The 17,940-nt window shown below is 69.1% G+C and carries 18 protein-coding genes; 7 read left to right on the top strand and 11 right to left on the bottom strand.

Annotation, left to right across the window (positions count from 1 at the left end; all coding sequences use genetic code 11):
- Positions 1-110 precede the first annotated feature (110 nt).
- From sugE to H0X90_RS10195, 11 genes are all read right to left on the bottom strand, one after another.
- Complete coding sequence (gene sugE, locus H0X90_RS10145) at positions 111-431, bottom strand: quaternary ammonium compound efflux SMR transporter SugE (protein WP_006497024.1); 321 nt, start codon at positions 429-431, stop codon at positions 111-113.
- Between the two features lie 153 nt (positions 432-584).
- A complete protein-coding gene (locus tag H0X90_RS10150) occupies positions 585-866 on the bottom strand; it encodes a DUF333 domain-containing protein (RefSeq protein WP_077188902.1) in 282 nt (93 codons plus the stop codon).
- Positions 867-1,016: 150 nt separating this feature from the next.
- The gene (gene kdpE / locus H0X90_RS10155; protein ID WP_006483513.1) at positions 1,017-1,715 is read right to left on the bottom strand and encodes a two-component system response regulator KdpE; all 699 of its coding nucleotides are present in this window, start codon (positions 1,713-1,715) and stop codon (positions 1,017-1,019) included.
- Positions 1,708-4,551, bottom strand: coding sequence for a DUF4118 domain-containing protein (locus H0X90_RS10160; RefSeq protein WP_077020392.1), 2,844 nt, complete (start codon positions 4,549-4,551; stop codon positions 1,708-1,710). Before H0X90_RS10160 ends, kdpE begins: the two co-directional genes overlap by 8 nt.
- 152 nt (positions 4,552-4,703) lie before the next feature.
- Positions 4,704-5,285, bottom strand: a complete 582-nt coding sequence (kdpC, locus tag H0X90_RS10165; protein ID WP_077188901.1) for a potassium-transporting ATPase subunit KdpC — start codon at positions 5,283-5,285, stop codon at positions 4,704-4,706.
- A 25-nt stretch (positions 5,286-5,310) separates the two neighbouring features.
- Positions 5,311-7,395, bottom strand: coding sequence for a potassium-transporting ATPase subunit KdpB (gene kdpB, locus H0X90_RS10170; RefSeq protein WP_043205568.1), 2,085 nt, complete (start codon positions 7,393-7,395; stop codon positions 5,311-5,313).
- A gap of 54 nt (positions 7,396-7,449) precedes the next feature.
- Positions 7,450-9,255: a potassium-transporting ATPase subunit KdpA gene (gene kdpA, locus H0X90_RS10175; protein WP_059721345.1), complete on the bottom strand. Its 1,806-nt coding sequence runs from the start codon at positions 9,253-9,255 to the stop codon at positions 7,450-7,452.
- Complete coding sequence (kdpF, locus tag H0X90_RS10180; protein WP_006752209.1) at positions 9,252-9,344, bottom strand: K(+)-transporting ATPase subunit F; 93 nt, start codon at positions 9,342-9,344, stop codon at positions 9,252-9,254. Before kdpF ends, kdpA begins: the two co-directional genes overlap by 4 nt.
- A gap of 306 nt (positions 9,345-9,650) precedes the next feature.
- Entirely contained in the window at positions 9,651-10,625 is a 975-nt protein-coding gene (locus H0X90_RS10185) for a quinone oxidoreductase (protein WP_006481869.1), read from the bottom strand.
- Positions 10,626-10,797: 172 nt separating this feature from the next.
- Positions 10,798-11,190 carry a methylglyoxal synthase gene (locus tag H0X90_RS10190; protein ID WP_006478230.1) on the bottom strand — a complete coding sequence of 131 codons (393 nt, stop codon included), beginning with the start codon at positions 11,188-11,190 and terminating at the stop codon, positions 10,798-10,800.
- Positions 11,191-11,245: 55 nt separating this feature from the next.
- Positions 11,246-12,025, bottom strand: a complete 780-nt coding sequence (locus tag H0X90_RS10195) for an SDR family oxidoreductase (RefSeq protein WP_077188900.1) — start codon at positions 12,023-12,025, stop codon at positions 11,246-11,248.
- Between the two features lie 209 nt (positions 12,026-12,234).
- Between H0X90_RS10195 and upp the strand changes: the two genes are divergently transcribed.
- The 7 genes from upp to rlmH all read left to right on the top strand — a co-directional run bounded on the left by upp (position 12,235) and on the right by rlmH (position 17,936).
- Entirely contained in the window at positions 12,235-12,885 is a 651-nt protein-coding gene (gene upp, locus H0X90_RS10200) for a uracil phosphoribosyltransferase (RefSeq protein WP_006481871.1), read from the top strand.
- Positions 12,886-13,103: 218 nt separating this feature from the next.
- Positions 13,104-13,832 carry a YebC/PmpR family DNA-binding transcriptional regulator gene (locus H0X90_RS10205; RefSeq protein WP_006478227.1) on the top strand — a complete coding sequence of 243 codons (729 nt, stop codon included), beginning with the start codon at positions 13,104-13,106 and terminating at the stop codon, positions 13,830-13,832.
- Between the two features lie 104 nt (positions 13,833-13,936).
- Entirely contained in the window at positions 13,937-15,217 is a 1,281-nt protein-coding gene (gene purD, locus H0X90_RS10210; RefSeq protein ID WP_006484263.1) for a phosphoribosylamine--glycine ligase, read from the top strand.
- 118 nt (positions 15,218-15,335) lie between these two features.
- Complete coding sequence (hemF, locus tag H0X90_RS10215) at positions 15,336-16,259, top strand: oxygen-dependent coproporphyrinogen oxidase (RefSeq protein WP_006484264.1); 924 nt, start codon at positions 15,336-15,338, stop codon at positions 16,257-16,259.
- On the top strand, positions 16,256-16,999 hold the full coding sequence (locus H0X90_RS10220; protein ID WP_077188899.1) for a nicotinate-nucleotide adenylyltransferase: 744 nt from the start codon (positions 16,256-16,258) through the stop codon (positions 16,997-16,999). The genes hemF and H0X90_RS10220 overlap by 4 nt, the downstream gene beginning before the upstream one ends.
- Positions 17,000-17,003: 4 nt before the next feature.
- On the top strand, positions 17,004-17,447 hold the full coding sequence (gene rsfS, locus H0X90_RS10225; RefSeq protein WP_006484266.1) for a ribosome silencing factor: 444 nt from the start codon (positions 17,004-17,006) through the stop codon (positions 17,445-17,447).
- An 18-nt stretch (positions 17,448-17,465) separates the two neighbouring features.
- Positions 17,466-17,936 carry a 23S rRNA (pseudouridine(1915)-N(3))-methyltransferase RlmH gene (gene rlmH / locus H0X90_RS10230; protein ID WP_006484265.1) on the top strand — a complete coding sequence of 157 codons (471 nt, stop codon included), beginning with the start codon at positions 17,466-17,468 and terminating at the stop codon, positions 17,934-17,936.
- Positions 17,937-17,940: the final 4 nt, after the last annotated feature.

The raw sequence follows: 17,940 nt of genomic DNA on the forward strand, positions 1-17,940 counted from the left end.
ACGGGATTCAGGCCCGAATACGTTCCATTATAGACAGGCTGGGCGGGCGACCGGCGCAATTCCGCGGGGCAAGGCGGCGCCCGGGCGCCTGCGCACCCGGGATACCGTCGTCAGGCGGCCGACGACAGCTTCAGGCCGACCAGCCCCGCGACGATCAGCGCCGCGCTCGCGACGCGCGCGACGGTCAGCGCCTCGCCCATCATCACGATGCCGAACACGAACGCGCCGACCGCGCCGATGCCCGTCCACACCGCGTACGCGGTACCGAGCGGCAACTGGCGCATCGCGACCGCGAGCAGCCCGAAGCTGGCCAGCGCCGTCACGATCGTAAACACCGACGGACCGAGCTTCGTGAAGCCGTCCGACGATTTCAAGCCGGCCGCCCAGGCCACTTCCAGCAAACCGGCGATCAACAACCATACCCACGCCATCTCGACGTACTCCGTATCGGATGGGGCCGTCCCCGTTGAAGCGAATGACCCGGGGTCGTCCCCGGGCGGCGCCGAGTATAACAAGAGGCTTACGGACCTGCCGGCTGCCGGGCTCGCCGGCAGCCGATCCGGGGCCGGATCGACCGGGCGCGGTCAGTTCGCCACGCGCTTCGGCGCGACGCCGCCGACGCAGCGGTCGTCGCGGTACAGCGCCCACTCCTCGCACACGCGGCCATCCTTGAACATGCACATGCCGACCTGCCCGCGCGGCAGGCTGCGGACCACGTGGCGACCGCCGAGTTTCTCGCAGTTGACCGACGCGGGATTGGCCAGCGCCGCCTGCGCGGACGGCTGCTGCCCGGGCGGCAGCGGCTGGGCGAACGCGCCGGGCGCAGCCAGCGCGAGCGCACAGAGGACGACCAGACGGACGGACATTGCACGCTCCTCGTTTTCGTTCGCGGAACGGTCAGGATAGCGGGGATCGCGCAGCCGGTGTGCAAGGCCGGCGGCAGTCGCGAGACTGTCGCGCCGGCGCAACCGTGCCGGCGCCAGGGGTCATGGCCGCGTGCGCCGCCGCGCCCGTCGTCACACGGCGCCGACAAGCCGGTAGCCGACGCCCGTCTCGGTGACGATGTGCTCGGGCTGCGCGGGATCGGCCTCGAGCTTCTGGCGCAGGTGCGCCATGTAGATGCGCAAGTAGTGATGGCTCTCGACGTGCGACGGCCCCCACACGTCACGCAGCAGCTGGCGGTGCGTGAGCACGCGCCCCGCGTGACGCACGAGCGTCGCGAGCAGCCGGTATTCGAGCGGCGTCAGGTGCACGATCGCATCGTCGCGCCATACCTGGCGCAGCGCGAGATCGACGGTCACGCTGCCGAAGGTCACCTTCGGCGACTCGTTCGCGCCGCCCTGGTTGCGCCGGCGCAGTTGCGCGCGCATCCGCGCACGCAGTTCGGACACGCCGAACGGCTTGGTCAGGTAGTCGTCGGCGCCCGCGTCGAGCGCCGCGACCTTCTCCTCTTCCTGCGTGCGGGCGGACAGCACGATCACCGGCACCTCGGACCAGCCGCGCAGTTCGCGGATCACGTCGAGGCCGTCGGTATCGGGCAGCCCGAGGTCGACGATCACGAGGTCGGGCTTGCGCGTCGCCGCGTCGATCAGCCCCTGCTTGCCCGTCTCGGCCTCGAACACCGCGATGTCCTCCTCTTCGAGCGCGGCGCGCACGAAGCGGCGGATCTGCTTTTCGTCCTCGATCAGGACGACGGTCAGGCTGGGTTCACTCATGGTCTGGCAATGACTCGGATGGGGGCGATGCGCCCGGCAGGTCGGGTTCGTCGTCGGGCACGGCCGGCGCGGCCGGCGGCGTGTCGACCGGCAGCGTGAACCAGAAGCGCGCGCCCGTCACGTGGCCGTCGGGCGCGGTGCGGTTCAGCGCGCCGATTTTACCGCCGTGCGCCTCGACGATCGCGCGGCAGATCGCGAGGCCGAGCCCGATGCCCGGCGTCGCCGATTCCTTCTCGCCGCGCGTGAACTTGTCGAAGATCCGCGTTTCCATGCCGGCCGGCAGGCCCGGGCCGTGATCGTCGACGTGCACGCGCACGAATGGCTGCCCGTCGTCGGTCACGCGCTCGGCGCCGATGTCGAGCGCCGTATCGGGCGGCGTGTACTTCGCCGCGTTCTCGAACAGGTTGGTGAACAGCCGCTCCATCAGCACCGCGTCCATCTGCAGCAGCGGCAGGTCGGCCGGCAGCGCAACGCGCGCCGGATGGCGCGCGAGCACCCGCCGGCAGGCGGCGAGCGCGGCGCCGACGGTTTCCTCGAGCAGCGACCACTGGCGCTTGAGCTGCAGGCTGCCGGCCTGCAGCCGCGCCATGTCGAGCAGGTTCGTGACGATGCCCGTCATGCGCAGCGCCTCGTCGTGGATCGCGTCGACGAGTTCGCCCTCGCGCTGCGCGAGCCGCGCGGCCGCCGCGGCGTCGCCCGCCTGCGCGGCCGCGCGCCCGTTCGCGAGCATCGACGAGAAGCCGACGATCGTCGTGAGCGGCGTGCGCAGGTCGTGCGAGATCGCCGACAGCAGCGAGTTGCGCAGCCGTTCGGATTCCATGTTGACGAGCGCGTCGCGCGCGATCTCGACGTAGTGCACGCGCTCCAGCGCGAGCGCGATCTGCGCGGCGAATGCGTCGAGCATCCGCTGCTGCTCGGGCACCTCGAGTTCGCGCGGCTCGCGCGACGCGACTGCGAGCACGCCGCGCGTGCGCATCGGCGCCTTCAGCGGCAGGTACAGCGCGGCCGTCGCCGGCAGCGTATCGGTGCCGCGGCCGGCCGGCTTCTGCTGGTCGTACACCCACTGGCCGACGTCGCTGTCGAGCTCCGCGCCCGTCAGCGTGACGGCCGCGTCGGGCTCCTCGATCTTCTGCCGCACCTGGTCCGCGCTGTCGGGCAGCAGGAACGCGACACGCGCGCGGAACACCTCGCCGACGTGGCGGCTGCCGATCTCGACGATCTGCTCGGTCGTCAGCGCCGCGCCGAGTTCGCGCGCCATCGCGTAGATCGCGCCGGTGCGGCGCTCGCGGCGCTGCGCGACGCTCGCCTGGCGCGTCAGCGTCGATGTCAGATGGCTGATCACGAGCGACGTCAGCAGCATCCCGAAGAAGGTCAGCAGGTATTGCGTGTCGCTGACCGAGAACGACATGCGCGGCGGCACGAAGAAGAAATCGAACGCGGCCACCGACAGGAACGACTGCAGCACGCCCGGGCCGCGCCCGAGCCGCACGGCCGAGAACACCACGCCGAGCAGGTACAGCATCACGAGATTCGTGAGGTCGAGCCGCCCGGACACGACGCTCGCGACGACGGTGATCGCCGCGCAGATCGCGGCCGCGTACGCGTAATGGCGCGGCGGCGAGCGGTGCGTGCCGAACTGCGCGAACGCATCGCGCCAGTCGCGCGCCCGCGCGTCGAGCGGCGCGGCGCGCGCCTCGTCGCTCGCGGATGCGCGAATCAGCATCAGGTCGACGTCGCCCGCGCGTTCCGCCAGTTGTTCGCCGAACGGCCGCGCGAAGCGGCGCGCGAGCCCCACCTTCGGCGAGCCGCCCGCGACCAGCTTCGACACGTTGCGCACCTTCGCATAGCCGATCAGCGCGGCGACCGCGTCGGCGCCGGCGAGCGTGGCCGTCTCCGCGCCGAGCTCGGCCGCGAGCTTCAGCGCGTCGAGAGTGCGCTGCCGCCGCGCGTCGGGCAGCCGCTGCAGGCGCGGCGTCTCGACGTACACGGCGATCCAGTCGGCCTTCAGGCTCGCCGCGAGCCGCGCGGCCGCGCGCACGAGCGTCGGCGCTTCGGGGCCGGGCCCGACGCACACCAGCAACCGCTCGCGCGCCTGCCAGATGCGCTGGATCGAACGGTCGGCGCGGTACTCGCGCATCTGCGCGTCGACGCGATCGGCCGTGCGCCGCAGCGCGAGTTCGCGCAGCGCGATCAGGTTGCCCTTGCGGAAGAAGTTGCGCACCGCGCGCTCGGCCTGCTGCGCGAGATAGACCTTGCCGTCGCGCATCCGCTCGAGCAGTTCCTCGGCCGGCAGGTCGACGAGCGTGACTTCGTCGGCCGCGTCGAACACGCGATCGGGCACGGTCTCCCACACGCGGATGCCGGTGATCGCGCCGACCACGTCGTTCAGGCTTTCGAGGTGCTGGACGTTGACGGTCGTATAGACGTCGATGCCCGCGTCGAGCAGCTCGTAGACGTCCTGCCAGCGCTTCAGGTGGCGTGCGCCCTGCACGTTCGAATGCGCAAGCTCGTCGACGAGGATCAGTTGCGGCGCCCGCGCGAGCGCGCCGTCCAGATCGAATTCGGCGAGCGTGCGGCCGCGATAGTCGATGCGGGCGGGCGGCAGCACGTCGAGGCCGTCGAGCAGCGCGGCGGTCTCGCTGCGGCCGTGGGTCTCGACGATGCCGACGACGACGTCGACGCCTTCCTGCCGGCGCTGGCGCGCGGCCTGCAGCATCGCGTAGGTCTTGCCGACGCCGGCGGACGCGCCGAAGAAGATCTTGAGCTGGCCGCGCCGCTGCTTTTCTTCATCTCGCTGCAGCTTGTCGAGAAGTTGGTCTGGATCGGGACGGTTCATGCGTGAGGAAAGCGGAGCGCCCGGATGCGCGCGAGTACGAGCATTGTGGTTCCAAATCGCCGCAAAAGGCAAAGACGGCGCAAGCGCCGTCGGGAAAAGCGCGTCCGGCACGGCTCAGGCCGCGCCGGACGCCGGTCGGCACGCGCGATCGGTCAGTGCGCGGCCTGCGCGGCGTCGAGCGCGAGATTCAGCTTCAGCACGTTCACGCGCGGCTCGCCGAGCACGCCGAACTGGCGGCCCGTCGTGTTCGCGACGACGAGTTGCGCGACCGCGTCCGGCGCCAGATGGCGCGCCTTCGCGACGCGCTCGACCTGGTACGCGGCCGCCGCCGGCGTGATTTCCGGATCGAGGCCGCTCGCCGACGCGGTCACGAGGTCGACCGGCACCGGTTTCGACAGGTCGGTCCCGGCGTCGCGCAACGCGGCGATGCGCGCCTTCACCTGGTCGGGGAGCGACGGGTTCAGCGGACCGAAGTTCGAGCCGCCCGAGCCGGCCGCGTTGTACGGCATCGGCGCGGTGGCCGACAGCCGGCCCCAGAAATACTTCGGCGCATCGAACGGCTGGCCGATCAACGCGGAGCCGACGACCTTGCCGTCCTGCTCGATCAGGCTGCCGTTGGCCTGCGACGGAAACACGGCCTGACCGAACACGGTCATCACGGCCGGGTAAGCGAGCCCCGTCACGGCGGTCAGGATGACGAACAGCACGACGAGCGGGCGAATCAACGATTTCATGATGGTTCCTTCCAGTGCGGCCGGCTCAGGCCCAGCCGAGCGCGGCGAGCGTCATGTCGATCAGCTTGATGAACGGGAACGGCAGCAGCACGCCGCCGAGGCCGTAGACCAGCAGGTTGCGGCGCAGCAGCGACGCGGCGCCGAGCGGCCGATAGGTCACGCCCTTCAGCGCGAGCGGAATCAGCGCGACGATGATCAGCGCATTGAAGATCACGGCAGACAGGATCGCGGACGCCGGCGACGTCAGGTGCATGATGTCGAGCACGCGCAGTTGCGGGTAGGTCGTCACGAACGCGGCCGGGATGATCGCGAAATATTTCGCGATGTCGTTCGCGATCGAGAACGTCGTCAGCGACCCGCGCGTCATCAGCATCTGCTTGCCGATCTCGACGATCTCGATCAGCTTGGTCGGGTTCGAATCGAGGTCGACCATGTTGCCGGCTTCCTTCGCCGCCTGCGTGCCGGTGTTCATCGCCACCGCGACGTCGGCCTGCGCGAGCGCCGGCGCGTCGTTGGTGCCGTCGCCCGTCATCGCGACGAGGCGCCCGGCCGCCTGATGCTCGCGAATCGTCGCGAGCTTGGTTTCCGGCGTCGCTTCCGCGAGGAAATCGTCGACGCCCGCCTCCGCCGCGATCGCCGCGGCCGTCAGCCGGTTGTCGCCCGTCACCATCACGGTCTTGATGCCCATCTTGCGCAGTTCCGCGAAGCGCTCCTTGATGCCGCCCTTCACGATGTCCTTCAACTCGATCACGCCGAGCACGCGCGCCGCCCCGTCCTGCAGGTCGGCGACGACGAGCGGCGTGCTGCCGCGGCGCGCGACGTCGTCCACCGCGCGGCGCACTTCTTCGGGGAAGCGGCTGCCGTGGGTTTCGACGTAGCGGCGGATCGCGTCGGCCGCGCCCTTGCGGATCTCGCGACCGGGCAGGTCGACGCCACTCATCCGCGTTTGCGCGGAAAAGCCGAGGAACGTCGCGTGCAGTTGCGCCATGTCGCGCTGGCGGATGTTGAAGCGCTCCTTCGCGAGCACGACGATGCTGCGCCCTTCCGGCGTTTCGTCGGCGAGCGACGACAGTTGCGCGGCATCGGCCAGCGCTTCCTCGGTCACGCCCGGCGCCGGCACGAACGTCGACGCCTGGCGGTTGCCGAGCGTGATCGTGCCGGTCTTGTCGAGCAGCAGCACGTCGACGTCGCCGGCCGCTTCCACCGCGCGGCCCGACGTCGCGATCACGTTCGCCTGCATCATCCGGCTCATCCCGGCCACGCCGATCGCGGACAGCAGCCCGCCGATCGTCGTCGGGATCAGGCACACGAGCAGCGCGACCAGCGCGGTGATCGTCACCACGTGGCCGGCCTTCATCGCGTCGACCGAGAACATCGAGAACGGCAGCAGCGTCGCGGTCGCGAGCAGCATCACGATCGTCAGCGCGACGAGCAGGATCGTCAGCGCGATCTCGTTCGGCGTTTTCTTGCGCTTCGCGCCTTCGACCATCGCGATCATCCGGTCGAGGAACGCCTCGCCGGGGTTCGCGGTGACCTTGACGACGATCCAGTCCGACAGCACGCGCGTGCCGCCCGTCACCGACGAGAAGTCGCCGCCCGATTCGCGGATCACCGGTGCGGATTCGCCGGTGATCGCCGATTCGTCGACCGACGCGACGCCGTCGACGACCTCGCCGTCGGCCGGGATCACGTCGCCGGTCTCGACGAGCACGACGTCGCCTTTGCGCAGGTCGGACGCGGTCGTGATGCGGATCGGCGACTTCGGATGCGGCTCGTTGAGCTTCTTCGCCATCACGTCCTTCTTCGCGCTGCGCAGCGATGCGGCCTGCGCCTTCGAACGTCCTTCGGCGAGCGCTTCGGCGAAGTTCGCGAACAGCACCGTGAACCACAGCCACAGCGTGACCGCGAGGATGAAGCCCGCGGGCGCCTCGGCCTGGCCGGCGAGCGCCGCGATCCACAGGATCGTGGTCAGGATGCTGCCGACGTACACGCAGAACATCACCGGGTTGCGGAACTGCGTGCGCGGCGTGAGTTTCTTGAACGAGTCCACGATCGCCGGGCGCAGCAGCGCCGGGTCGAACATGGACCGTGTTGCGGAATGTTGAGTCATTGCGATCTCTTCAAGCTCTTCAGTCTTTTCAACGTGTCGCCATGCGGGCGCGCATCACGCGCCCAGCCACATCATCAGGTGCTCGACGCCCGGCCCGAGCGCGAGCGCCGGCACGTAGGTCAGCGCGCCCACCAGCAGCACGGTGCCGAGCAGCAGCACGACGAACAGCGGGCCGTGGGTCGGCAGCGTGCCGCTCGTCACCGCGATGCGCTTCTTCGCGGCGAGGGAACCGGCGATCGCCAGCACCGGCACGATCGTGCCGAAGCGGCCGAACCACATCGCGATCGCGGTCATCCAGTTGTAGAACGGCGTGCTGACCGTCAGGCCCGCGAACGCGCTGCCGTTGTTGTTCGCGGCCGAGCTGAACGCATAGAGGATTTCCGAGAAGCCGTGCGGGCCGGGGTTCGCGATGCCGGCCTTGCCCGCGTCCGCCAATACGGCGATCGACGTGCCGACCAGCACGAGCAGCGGCGTGAGCAGCACGACGATCGACACCATCTTCATCTCGTACGACTCGATCTTCTTGCCGACGTATTCCGGCGTGCGGCCGATCATCAGGCCGGCGACGAACACCGCGAGCAGCGCGAACACGAGCATCCCGTACAGACCCGAGCCAACGCCGCCGTAGACCACTTCGCCGAGCTGCATCAGCAGCATTGGCACGAGACCGCCGACCGGCGTCAGCGAATCGTGCATCGCGTCGACCGCGCCGCACGACGCGGCCGTGGTCGCGACCGTGAAGATGCCGGTCTGCGCGATCCCGAAGCGCGTTTCCTTGCCTTCCATGTTGCCGCCCGACTGCAGCGCGCCCGCCGACTGGTCGACGTGCAGCGCGGCGAGCGTCGGGTTGCCGGCCTGCTCGGCACTCACCTCGACGCCGATCGCGATCGTGAACGCGACCGTCATCGCCGCGAGCACCGCGACGCCCTGCCGGCGGTCGCCGATCATGCGGCCGAACACCAGGCACAGCGCGGCCGGGATGATCAGGATCGCGAAGATCTCGATGAAGTTCGCGAACGGCGTCGGGTTCTCGTACGGGTGCGCGGAGTTCGCATTGAAGAAACCGCCGCCGTTGGTGCCGAGCATCTTGATCGCTTCCTGCGATGCAACCGGGCCCATCGCGAGCGTCTGCTTCGTGAGCGGGGTCGGCACCGTGACCGCGTTGCCCTTGTCGTCCTTCACCGGGTTGCCCTGCGTATCGAGCTTCGGCGCCGCGTAGGTGCTCGCCTGCAACACCGGCACGTCCTGGTACGCCTTCATGTTCTGCAGCACGCCCTGGCTCATCAGCAGCGCGGCGACGAGCGCCGCCATCGGCACGAGCACGTACAGCGTCACGCGCGTGAGGTCGACCCAGAAGTTGCCGATCGTCTGCGCGGTGTGGCGCGCGAAGCCGCGGATCAGCGCGATCACGACGACGATGCCGGTCGCCGCCGACAGGAAGTTCTGCACCGTCAGGCCGAGCATCTGCGACAGATAGCTGACGGTCTGCTCGGGCGCGTAGTCCTGCCAGTTCGTGTTGGCGACGAAGCTGACGGCCGTGTTGAACGCGCCGTCGGGCGTCATCGCGCCGAACTGCTGCGGGTTGCCGGGCAGGAAGCCCTGCAGGCGCAGCAGCCCGTAAAGGAACAGCACGCCGAGCGCGTTGAACGCGATCGTCGCGACCGCATACTGCTTCCAGTTCATCTCGGTGCCGGCGTCGACGCCGGCCACGCGGTACAGCGCGCGTTCGAGCGGCCCGAACACGCGCACGACGCGCGAACTGCCGTCCATCACCGCGCTCAGGTAGCGCGCGACCGGCACGGCCGCCGCCAGCAGCACGACGATGAACAGCAGCGTCTGCAACAGGTTGTTCGCGTTCATTCGATGTCCTCCGCGCGCAGCAGCGCAAAGACGAGATACGCGAACAGCAGCGCGGTGGACGCACCAGCCAGCCAAAGCATCCAGGTCATGCCCGCCCCCCGCGACCGTATTGCGCGAGCGTGTCGCAACCGGCAAGCAAACCGAGGGTCAGCGCGGTGAAGAGCACCAGTGCGCCGATGAAAACCCCATCCATTTTTATGTTCTCCGTCGTCGAAATCGGACGACTAGAACCTTATGGGAACGCGCGTAAAGGGCGGGTCAAAGGTATCGGGGCGGGTGTAAAAAACGCGTAAACGCGCGGGGCGGGACGGATGCGAATCGACGCGGGACGGACGGCGCCGGGGCGCCGCCCGCAACAGGCGCATGCCGGCGTCGCGCCGGCATGCGGGGACGGGTCAGGGAACGAGGATCGTCGAGCCGGTGGTCTTGCGTGCTTCCAGATCGGCATGCGCGCGGCCGACTTCGGCGAGCGGGTAGCGCTGGTTGATGCTGGTCTTCACCTTCCCCGACAGGATCACGTCGAACAGCTCGGCGGCCGCGGCCTCGAGATCGGCGCGCTTCGCGATGTACGAGAACAGCGTCGGCCGCGTGAAGAACAGCGAGCCGCGCGACGAGAATTCCTTCGAGTCGATCGGCGGCAGCGGGCCCGACGCATTGCCGAAGCTGACGAAGTAGCCGAGCGGCGCAAGGCAGTCGAGCGAGCCGATGTAGGTGTCCTTGCCGATCGAATCGTAGACGACCGGCACGCCCGCGCCGTTCGTGATTGCCTTCACGCGCTGCGTGAAATTCTCGCGCGTGTAGACGATCGGGTGGTCGCAGCCGTGCGCCTTCGCGAGTTCGGCCTTCTCGTCGGAGCCGACCGTGCCGATCACGGTCGCGCCGAGCGCCTTCGCCCACTGGCATACGAGCAAGCCGACGCCGCCGGCCGCCGCATGGATCAGGATCGTGTCGCCGGCCTTCACCGGGTACGTGCGGCGCAGCAAGTAATGCGCGGTCAGGCCCTGCAGCATCACCGACGCCGCGTCGTCGTAGCCGATGCCGTCCGGCAGCTTCACGATGCGCTCGGCCGGCATCACGCGCTCTTGCGCATACGCGCCGGGCGGCTGGCCGACATAGGCGACACGGTCGCCGGCCTTGAACGCGGTCACGCCGTCGCCGACGGCCGTCACCTCGCCCGCCGCCTCCATCCCGAGGCCGCCGGGCAGCGGCTGCGGATACAGGCCCGTGCGGAAATACACGTCGATGTAGTTGAGCCCAACGGCGTGTTGCCGGATGCGGACTTCGCCCGCCTTCGGCGCGCCGACCTCGACATCGACCCACTTCATCACGTCCGGGCCGCCCGGCTGGTCGTATCGGATTGCTTTCGGCATCGTTTTGCTCCTCTTCTGTCTGTCAGTCAGGAAAACCCGGGGCGCCGATGCGCGCGTCGCACCGATTCGTGCAGGAGCCGGCAGGCGCGCGTGGCGACGCACGATTCTCGCGCGTCGCCGCCGTCCGTGCATGGCCCTGCCACCGGCAGGGACAATCGGACGCGGCCCGCGCCTAGCAAACGTCCTGCATGTTCCGCGCCAGATCGTCGAGCAGCATCCGCGCGGTCGCGACGTTGGTCGCCACCGGCACGTCGTGCACGTCGCACGCGCGCACCAGCGCGGTGATGTCGGGATCGTGCGGCTGCGCGGTCATCGGGTCGCGCAGGAACACGACGATGTCGACCCGGCCGTCGGCGAGTTCCGCGCCGATCTGCAGGTCGCCGCCGAGCGGCCCCGACAGCTTGCGCTCGACCTCGAGCCCGTGCGCGGCCGCGATGCGGCCACCCGTCGTGCCGGTGGCGACCAGCCGGCATTGCGCGAGCGTCTCGCGATACTGGCCCGCGAGCGCGACGATCTCGTCCTTCTTCGCGTCGTGCGCAATCAGTGCGATGCGGGGTTTGCTCATCTCCAGTTCCTTCGTCGTTCGGTTGTCGTTGTCGTCGTGAATCGAAAAGCGCGGGTCAGAACGTACCCGGATATGCGCCGCCGTCGAGCAGCCAGTTCTGCCCGGTGATGTAGCCCGCATGGATGCTGCAGAGGAACGCGCAGGCCGCGCCGAACTCGGCGCGGGTGCCGAGGCGCCCGGCCGGAATGTCCCTGGTGCGACGCGCACGCATCTCGTCGACCGTCACGCCCTGCGCCTGCGCCGACGCGGCGAGCGTCGTCGCGATCCGGTCGGTGTCGAACAGCCCCGGCAGCAGGTTGTTGATCGTCACGCCCTGCCCCGCGACCTTGCGCGACAGCCCCGCGACGAAGCCGGTCAGCCCCGAGCGCGCACCGTTCGACAGCGCCAGCACGTCGATCGGCGCCTTCACGGCCGAACTCGTGATGTTGACGATCCGGCCGAAGCCGCGGCCGATCATCCCGTCGACGGTCGCGCGGATCAGCTCGATCGGCGTCAGCATGTTCGACTCGAGCGCACGGATCCAGTCGTCGTGCGAGAAGTCGCGGAAGTCGCCGGGCGGCGGGCCGCCGGCATTCGTCACGAGAATGTCCGGCTGCGGGCACGCGGCGAGCGCGGCCGCGCGGCCGTCCGGCGTCGTGATGTCGCAGGCGACCGCCGTGACCGACACGTTTGCGCCGGCCCGGATCTCTTCCGCGGTTTCCTCCAGCGTGTCGCGCGTACGCGCGACGATCACGAGGTTCACGCCCTCCGCGGCCAGCGCTTCCGCGCAGCCGCGCCCGAGGCCCTTGCTGGCCGCGCATACGAGCGCGGTCTTTCCTTCAATGCCGAGATCCATCGTCGCTTCCCTGGTGGCGCGCGTGCCGGCGCGGCCCCGTGCAGCCACCGACGGGCGGGCGAACGGGCGTGCGCGGCACGCGGATTGTCGTGAGACGTCGATAATATCCGGATCGCGCGGCGCGCCTTGGTAAAATTGCGGCCATAAGCGACGGCCGGCCCGTGCCCGCCGCCGCCCCCGATCCCCTTTTGCCGCCAAGGCACCCCGTCATGAAACAGGACAGCCGTTTCCCGAACCTCTTCATCACCGATCACCCGCTGATCCAGCACAAGCTCACGCACATGCGCGACAAGGACACGTCCACGCGCACGTTCCGCGAACTGCTGCGCGAGATCACGCTGCTGATGGGCTACGAGATCACCCGCAACCTGCCGATCACGACCAAGCGGGTCGAAACCCCGCTGGTGGCGGTCGACGCGCCGGTGATCGCGGGCAAGAAGCTCGCGATCGTGCCCGTGCTGCGCGCGGGCATCGGGATGTCGGACGGCCTGCTCGACCTGGTGCCGTCCGCGCGCGTCGGCCACATCGGCGTGTATCGCGCCGACGACCACCGCCCGGTCGAATACCTGGTGCGCCTGCCTGACCTGGAAGACCGCATCTTCATCCTGTGCGACCCGATGGTCGCGACCGGCTATTCGGCCGTGCACGCGGTCGACGTGCTCAAGCGCCGCAACGTGCCGGCCGCGAACATCATGTTCGTCGCGCTGGTCGCCGCGCCCGAGGGCGTGCAGGTGTTCCAGGACGCGCACCCGGACGTGAAGCTGTTCGTCGCGTCGCTCGACTCGCACCTGAACGAGCACGCGTACATCGTGCCGGGCCTGGGCGACGCGGGCGACCGCCTGTTCGGCACCAAGAACTGACTCGCCGGCGCCGCCTGCCGCGCGGCCCGGCGCGCCGCGACGGCCGCCCCGGCCGTTCGGCCATGCGCGGCGGCCCCGAACCGGCGGTCGCCGCGTGATAAAATCACGATCCACTCGACATGCGCGGCCCCGCGGCTTCATGCCCGCCGAAACGGCCGCCGATTCAACGACACACTGAAACAATCGCCCGCGCTGCGCGCCCGGGCACGGAGAAAGGTATGGCTGGTCATTCGAAATGGGCCAACATCAAGCATAAGAAGGCTGCGGCCGACGCGAAGCGCGGCAAGATCTGGACCCGCCTGATCAAGGAAATCCAGGTCGCGGCGCGCCTCGGCGGCGGCGACGTCAACTCGAACCCGCGCCTGCGTCTCGCGGTCGACAAGGCAGCCGACGCGAACATGCCGAAGGACAACGTCAAGCGCGCGATCGATCGCGGCGTCGGCGGCGCGGACGGCGCGAACTACGAAGAAATCCGGTACGAAGGCTACGGCATCAGCGGCGCGGCGATCATCGTCGACACGCTGACCGACAACCGCACCCGCACGGTCGCGGAAGTGCGCCACGCGTTCTCGAAGTTCGGCGGCAACATGGGCACCGACGGCTCGGTCGCGTTCATGTTCGATCACGTCGGCCAGTTCCTGTTCGCGCCCGGCACGTCGGAAGACGCGCTGATGGAAGCCGCGCTCGAAGCCGGTGCGAACGACGTGAACACGAACGACGACGGTTCGATCGAGGTGCTGTGCGACTGGCAGGCATTCTCGGCGGTGAAGGACGCGCTCGAAGCCGCCGGCTTCAAGGCCGAACTCGCCGAAGTGACGATGAAGCCGCAGAACGAAGTCGAATTCACCGGCGACGACGCGGCGAAGATGCAGAAGCTCCTGGACGCGCTCGAGAACCTCGACGACGTGCAGGACGTGTATACGAACGCCGTCATCGTCGAGGAATGAGATGCCGGCCGCCGCGCACCTGTCGCGGCGGCGGCCCGACCGATTCCGCGGCCGGCGCGCCTGAGCGTGCCGGCCGCCCTGTTTTCTAGTCTGCGGGGAATCCCATGAAACTACTCGTCGTCGGTTCCGGCGGCCGCGAACATGCACTGGCGTGGAAGCTCGCGCAGTCGCCGCGCGTCCAGATGGTCTACGTCGCGCCCGGCAATGGCGGCACGGCGCAGGACGAGCGTCTGAAGAACGTCGACATCACGTCGCTCGACGAACTCGCCGATTTCGCGGAACGCGAAGGCGTCGCGTTCACGCTCGTCGGGCCGGAAGCGCCGCTCGCGGCCGGCATCGTCAACCTGTTCCGCGCACGCGGCCTGAAGGTGTTCGGCCCGACCCGCGAAGCCGCGCAGCTCGAAAGCTCGAAGGATTTCGCGAAGGCGTTCATGAAGCGCCACAACATTCCGACCGCCGACTACGAAACCTTCTCCGATGCGGCCGCCGCCCACGCGTATCTCGACGCGAAGGGCGCGCCGATCGTCGTGAAGGCCGACGGCCTCGCGGCCGGCAAGGGCGTCGTCGTCGCGATGACGCTCGAAGAGGCGCATGCGGCCGTCGACATGATGCTGTCGGGCAACAAGCTCGGCGATGCCGGCGCGCGCGTCGTGATCGAGGAATTCCTCGATGGCGAGGAAGCCAGCTTCATCGTGATGGTCGACGGCAAGCACGCGCTGGCACTGGCTTCCAGCCAGGACCACAAGCGCCTGCTCGACGAGGATCGCGGCCCGAACACCGGCGGCATGGGCGCGTATTCGCCCGCGCCGATCGTCACGCCGCAGATGCACGCACGCGTGATGCGCGAGATCATCATGCCGACCGTGCGCGGGATGGAGAAGGACGGCATCCGCTTCACCGGCTTCCTGTACGCGGGCCTGATGATCGACAAGGACGGCAATCCGCGCACGCTCGAGTTCAACTGCCGGATGGGCGACCCGGAAACGCAGCCGATCATGGCGCGCCTGAAGAGCGATTTCTCGAAGGTCGTCGAACAGGCGATTGCGGGCACGCTCGACACGGTCGAGCTCGACTGGGATCGCCGCACCGCGCTCGGCGTCGTGCTGGCCGCGCACGGGTACCCGGACGCGCCGCGCAAGGGCGACCGCATCAACGGGATCCCGGCCGAAACCGAACAGGCCGTGACGTTCCATGCGGGCACGACGCTCGCCGACGGCGACAAGCTCGTGACGTCCGGCGGCCGCGTGCTGTGCGTGGTCGGCCTCGCCGATTCGGTGCGCGAAGCGCAGCAGCATGCGTACGACACGATCAACCAGATCAACTTCGAAGGCATGCAGTACCGCCGCGACATCGGCTTCCGCGCGCTCAACCGCAAGAGCGCGTGACGTCGCCATCGCCGCCCCGCGCCCGCGCGGCGGCGGCCCCTCTGCCGGGGTTCGATAGAATGCCCGGCAGACGCTTTTTTTACGGCCCCCGCGTCAGGCGGGGGCAGCCAGTCCAGACATGACCGATTCGACCTACGACGTGGCGCGTGTGCGCACGTACCTCCAGGGCCTGCAGACACGGATCGCCGACGCGCTCGGCGCGCTCGACGGCACGCCGCTCGCGACCGACACGTGGCAGCGCGGGCCGGCCGAACGCCTGCGCGGCGGCGGCTGCACGCGGATTCTCGAAGGCGGCCGCGTGTTCGAACGCGCGGGAATCGGCTTTTCCGACGTGGCGGGCGATGCGCTGCCGCCGTCGGCGAGCGCAGCGCGCCCGCAGCTCGCGGGCCGCGGCTTCGAGGCGCTCGGCGTGTCGCTCGTTTTGCACCCGCGCAATCCGTACTGCCCGACCGTGCACATGAACGTGCGGATGCTGATCGCGACGAAACCGGGCGAAGCGCCCGTGTTCTGGTTCGGCGGCGGCATGGACCTGACCCCGGTTTACGGTTTCGAGGACGACGCGCGGCATTTCCACCAGACCTGCAAGGATGCGCTCGATCCGTTCGGCATCGAGCTCTATCCGCGCTTCAAGCAGTGGTGCGACGAATACTTCTTCCTGAAGCACCGCAACGAGACGCGCGGCATCGGCGGGATCTTCTTCGACGATTTCTCGGAGCCCGGTTTCGAACGCTCGTTTGACCTGATGCAAAGCGTCGGCGATGCGTTCCTGCACGCTTACCTGCCGATCGTCGAGCGCCGCGCCGAGCTGCCGTACGGCGAGCGCGAGCGCGACTTCCAGGCCTACCGCCGCGGCCGCTACGTCGAATTCAACCTGGTGTTCGACCGCGGTACGCTGTTCGGCCTGCAAAGCGGCGGCCGGACCGAGTCGATCCTGATGTCGATGCCGCCGGTCGCGAACTGGCGCTACAACTGGCAACCCGAGCCGGGTTCGGCCGAAGCGCGGCTGTATAGCGACTTCCTCGTGCCGCGCGACTGGGTCTGAGCCCGCGCCCCCCGCTGCCCCAACGAAAGGACGCGTTTCTGGACACCACCGCCCGCCCCGCCCCGCTGCCGCGCCGTATCGGCTTGCTGGGCGGCACCTTCGACCCGATCCACGATGGCCATCTCGCGCTCGCGCGCCGGTTCGCCGAGCTGCTCGACCTGACCGAACTCGTATTGCTGCCCGCCGGGCAGCCGTACCAGAAGCGCGACGTGTCGGCCGCCGAGCACCGGCTCGCGATGACGCGCGCGGCCGCCGGCACGCTGTCCGTGCCGGGCGTGACCGTAACGGTCGCTACCGACGAGATCGAGCACACCGGCCCGACCTACACGGTCGAGACGCTCGCGCGCTGGCGCGAGCGGATCGGCCCGGATGCGTCGCTGTCGCTGCTGATCGGCGCGGACCAGCTCGTGCGCCTCGATACGTGGCGCGACTGGCGCACGCTGTTCGACTACGCGCACATCGGCGTGTCGACGCGCCCGGGCTTCGAGCTCGGCGCGGCGCCGCCGGACGTCGCGCGGGAAATCACCGCGCGGCAGGCCGGCGCCGACGTGCTGAAGGCCACGCCGGCAGGCCGCCTGCTGATCGATACGACCCTTTCGTTCGACATCGCCGCGACCGACATCCGCGCGCACCTGCGCGAATGCATCGCACGCCATGCGCAAATGCCCGACGCGTCGGCCGAACATGTGCCGGCCGCCGTATGGGCCTATATTCTTCAACATCGCCTCTACCATTCCTGAATCCATGGATATTCGCAAACTGCAGCGCGTGATCGTCGACGCCCTCGAAGACGTCAAGGCGCAAGACATCAAGGTGTTCAACACCAGCCACCTGACCGAACTGTTCGACCGCGTGGTCGTCGCATCGGGCACCTCCAACCGCCAGACCAAGGCGCTCGCGTCGAACGTGCGCGACAAGGTCAAGGAAGCCGGCGGCGACGTCGTCAGCTCCGAAGGCGAGGACACCGGCGAATGGGTGCTGGTCGACTGCGGCGACGCGGTCGTGCACATCCTGCAACCGGCGCTGCGCCAGTACTACAACCTCGAGGAAATCTGGGGCGACAAGCCCGTGCGGATGAAGCTCGGCGGCGGCAAGGGCAACGGCTTCGCGACGGCGAGCGAAGATGACGAGGAAGAGGAAGAAGCGCCCGCACGCCCGGCGCGCAAGACGGCCGCCCGCCGCCGTTAAGCCGTCACGCGTGTCCCGATGAAGCTTTTCATCCTCGCGGTCGGCCACAAGATGCCGGGCTGGATCGCCTCCGGCTTCGACGAATACACGAAGCGGATGCCGCCCGAGCTGCGCATCGAGTTGCGCGAAATCAAGCCCGAGCTGCGTTCGGGCGGTCGCAGCGCCGAAAGCGTGATGGCGGCCGAGCGGCAGAAGATCGAGGCCGCGCTGCCGAAGGGCGCGCGCCTCGTCGCGCTCGACGAGCGCGGCCGCGACTGGACCACGATGCAGCTCGCGCAGGCGCTGCCCGGCTGGCAGCAGGACGGCCGCGACGTCGCGTTCGTGATCGGCGGCGCCGACGGGCTCGATCCGGAACTGAAAGCGCGCGCCGACGTGCTGCTGCGCATCTCGAGCATGACGCTGCCGCATGGCATGGTGCGCGTGCTGCTCGCTGAACAGCTTTACCGGGCGTGGAGCATCACGCAGAATCACCCCTACCACCGCGCATGACGTG

It is taken from the genome of Burkholderia sp. 9775_39 (genome assembly GCF_015712225.1).
GTDB classification, from domain to species: Bacteria; Pseudomonadota; Gammaproteobacteria; order Burkholderiales; family Burkholderiaceae; genus Burkholderia; species Burkholderia cenocepacia.

Excerpts from the sequence above, each read along its gene's own strand:
- sugE (WP_006497024.1), bottom strand. The coding sequence starts at position 431 with ATGGCGTGGGTATGGTTGTTGATCGCCGGTTTGCTGGAAGTGGCCTGG.
- H0X90_RS10150 (WP_077188902.1), bottom strand. The coding sequence starts at position 866 with ATGTCCGTCCGTCTGGTCGTCCTCTGTGCGCTCGCGCTGGCTGCGCCC.
- kdpE (WP_006483513.1), bottom strand. The coding sequence starts at position 1,715 with ATGAGTGAACCCAGCCTGACCGTCGTCCTGATCGAGGACGAAAAGCAG.
- H0X90_RS10160 (WP_077020392.1), bottom strand. The coding sequence starts at position 4,551 with ATGAACCGTCCCGATCCAGACCAACTTCTCGACAAGCTGCAGCGAGAT.
- kdpC (WP_077188901.1), bottom strand. The coding sequence starts at position 5,285 with ATGAAATCGTTGATTCGCCCGCTCGTCGTGCTGTTCGTCATCCTGACC.
- kdpB (WP_043205568.1), bottom strand. The coding sequence starts at position 7,395 with ATGACTCAACATTCCGCAACACGGTCCATGTTCGACCCGGCGCTGCTG.
- kdpA (WP_059721345.1), bottom strand. The coding sequence starts at position 9,255 with ATGAACGCGAACAACCTGTTGCAGACGCTGCTGTTCATCGTCGTGCTG.
- kdpF (WP_006752209.1), bottom strand. The coding sequence starts at position 9,344 with ATGACCTGGATGCTTTGGCTGGCTGGTGCGTCCACCGCGCTGCTGTTC.
- H0X90_RS10185 (WP_006481869.1), bottom strand. The coding sequence starts at position 10,625 with ATGCCGAAAGCAATCCGATACGACCAGCCGGGCGGCCCGGACGTGATG.
- H0X90_RS10190 (WP_006478230.1), bottom strand. The coding sequence starts at position 11,190 with ATGAGCAAACCCCGCATCGCACTGATTGCGCACGACGCGAAGAAGGAC.
- H0X90_RS10195 (WP_077188900.1), bottom strand. The coding sequence starts at position 12,025 with ATGGATCTCGGCATTGAAGGAAAGACCGCGCTCGTATGCGCGGCCAGC.
- upp (WP_006481871.1), top strand. The coding sequence starts at position 12,235 with ATGAAACAGGACAGCCGTTTCCCGAACCTCTTCATCACCGATCACCCG.
- H0X90_RS10205 (WP_006478227.1), top strand. The coding sequence starts at position 13,104 with ATGGCTGGTCATTCGAAATGGGCCAACATCAAGCATAAGAAGGCTGCG.
- purD (WP_006484263.1), top strand. The coding sequence starts at position 13,937 with ATGAAACTACTCGTCGTCGGTTCCGGCGGCCGCGAACATGCACTGGCG.
- hemF (WP_006484264.1), top strand. The coding sequence starts at position 15,336 with ATGACCGATTCGACCTACGACGTGGCGCGTGTGCGCACGTACCTCCAG.
- rsfS (WP_006484266.1), top strand. The coding sequence starts at position 17,004 with ATGGATATTCGCAAACTGCAGCGCGTGATCGTCGACGCCCTCGAAGAC.
- rlmH (WP_006484265.1), top strand. The coding sequence starts at position 17,466 with ATGAAGCTTTTCATCCTCGCGGTCGGCCACAAGATGCCGGGCTGGATC.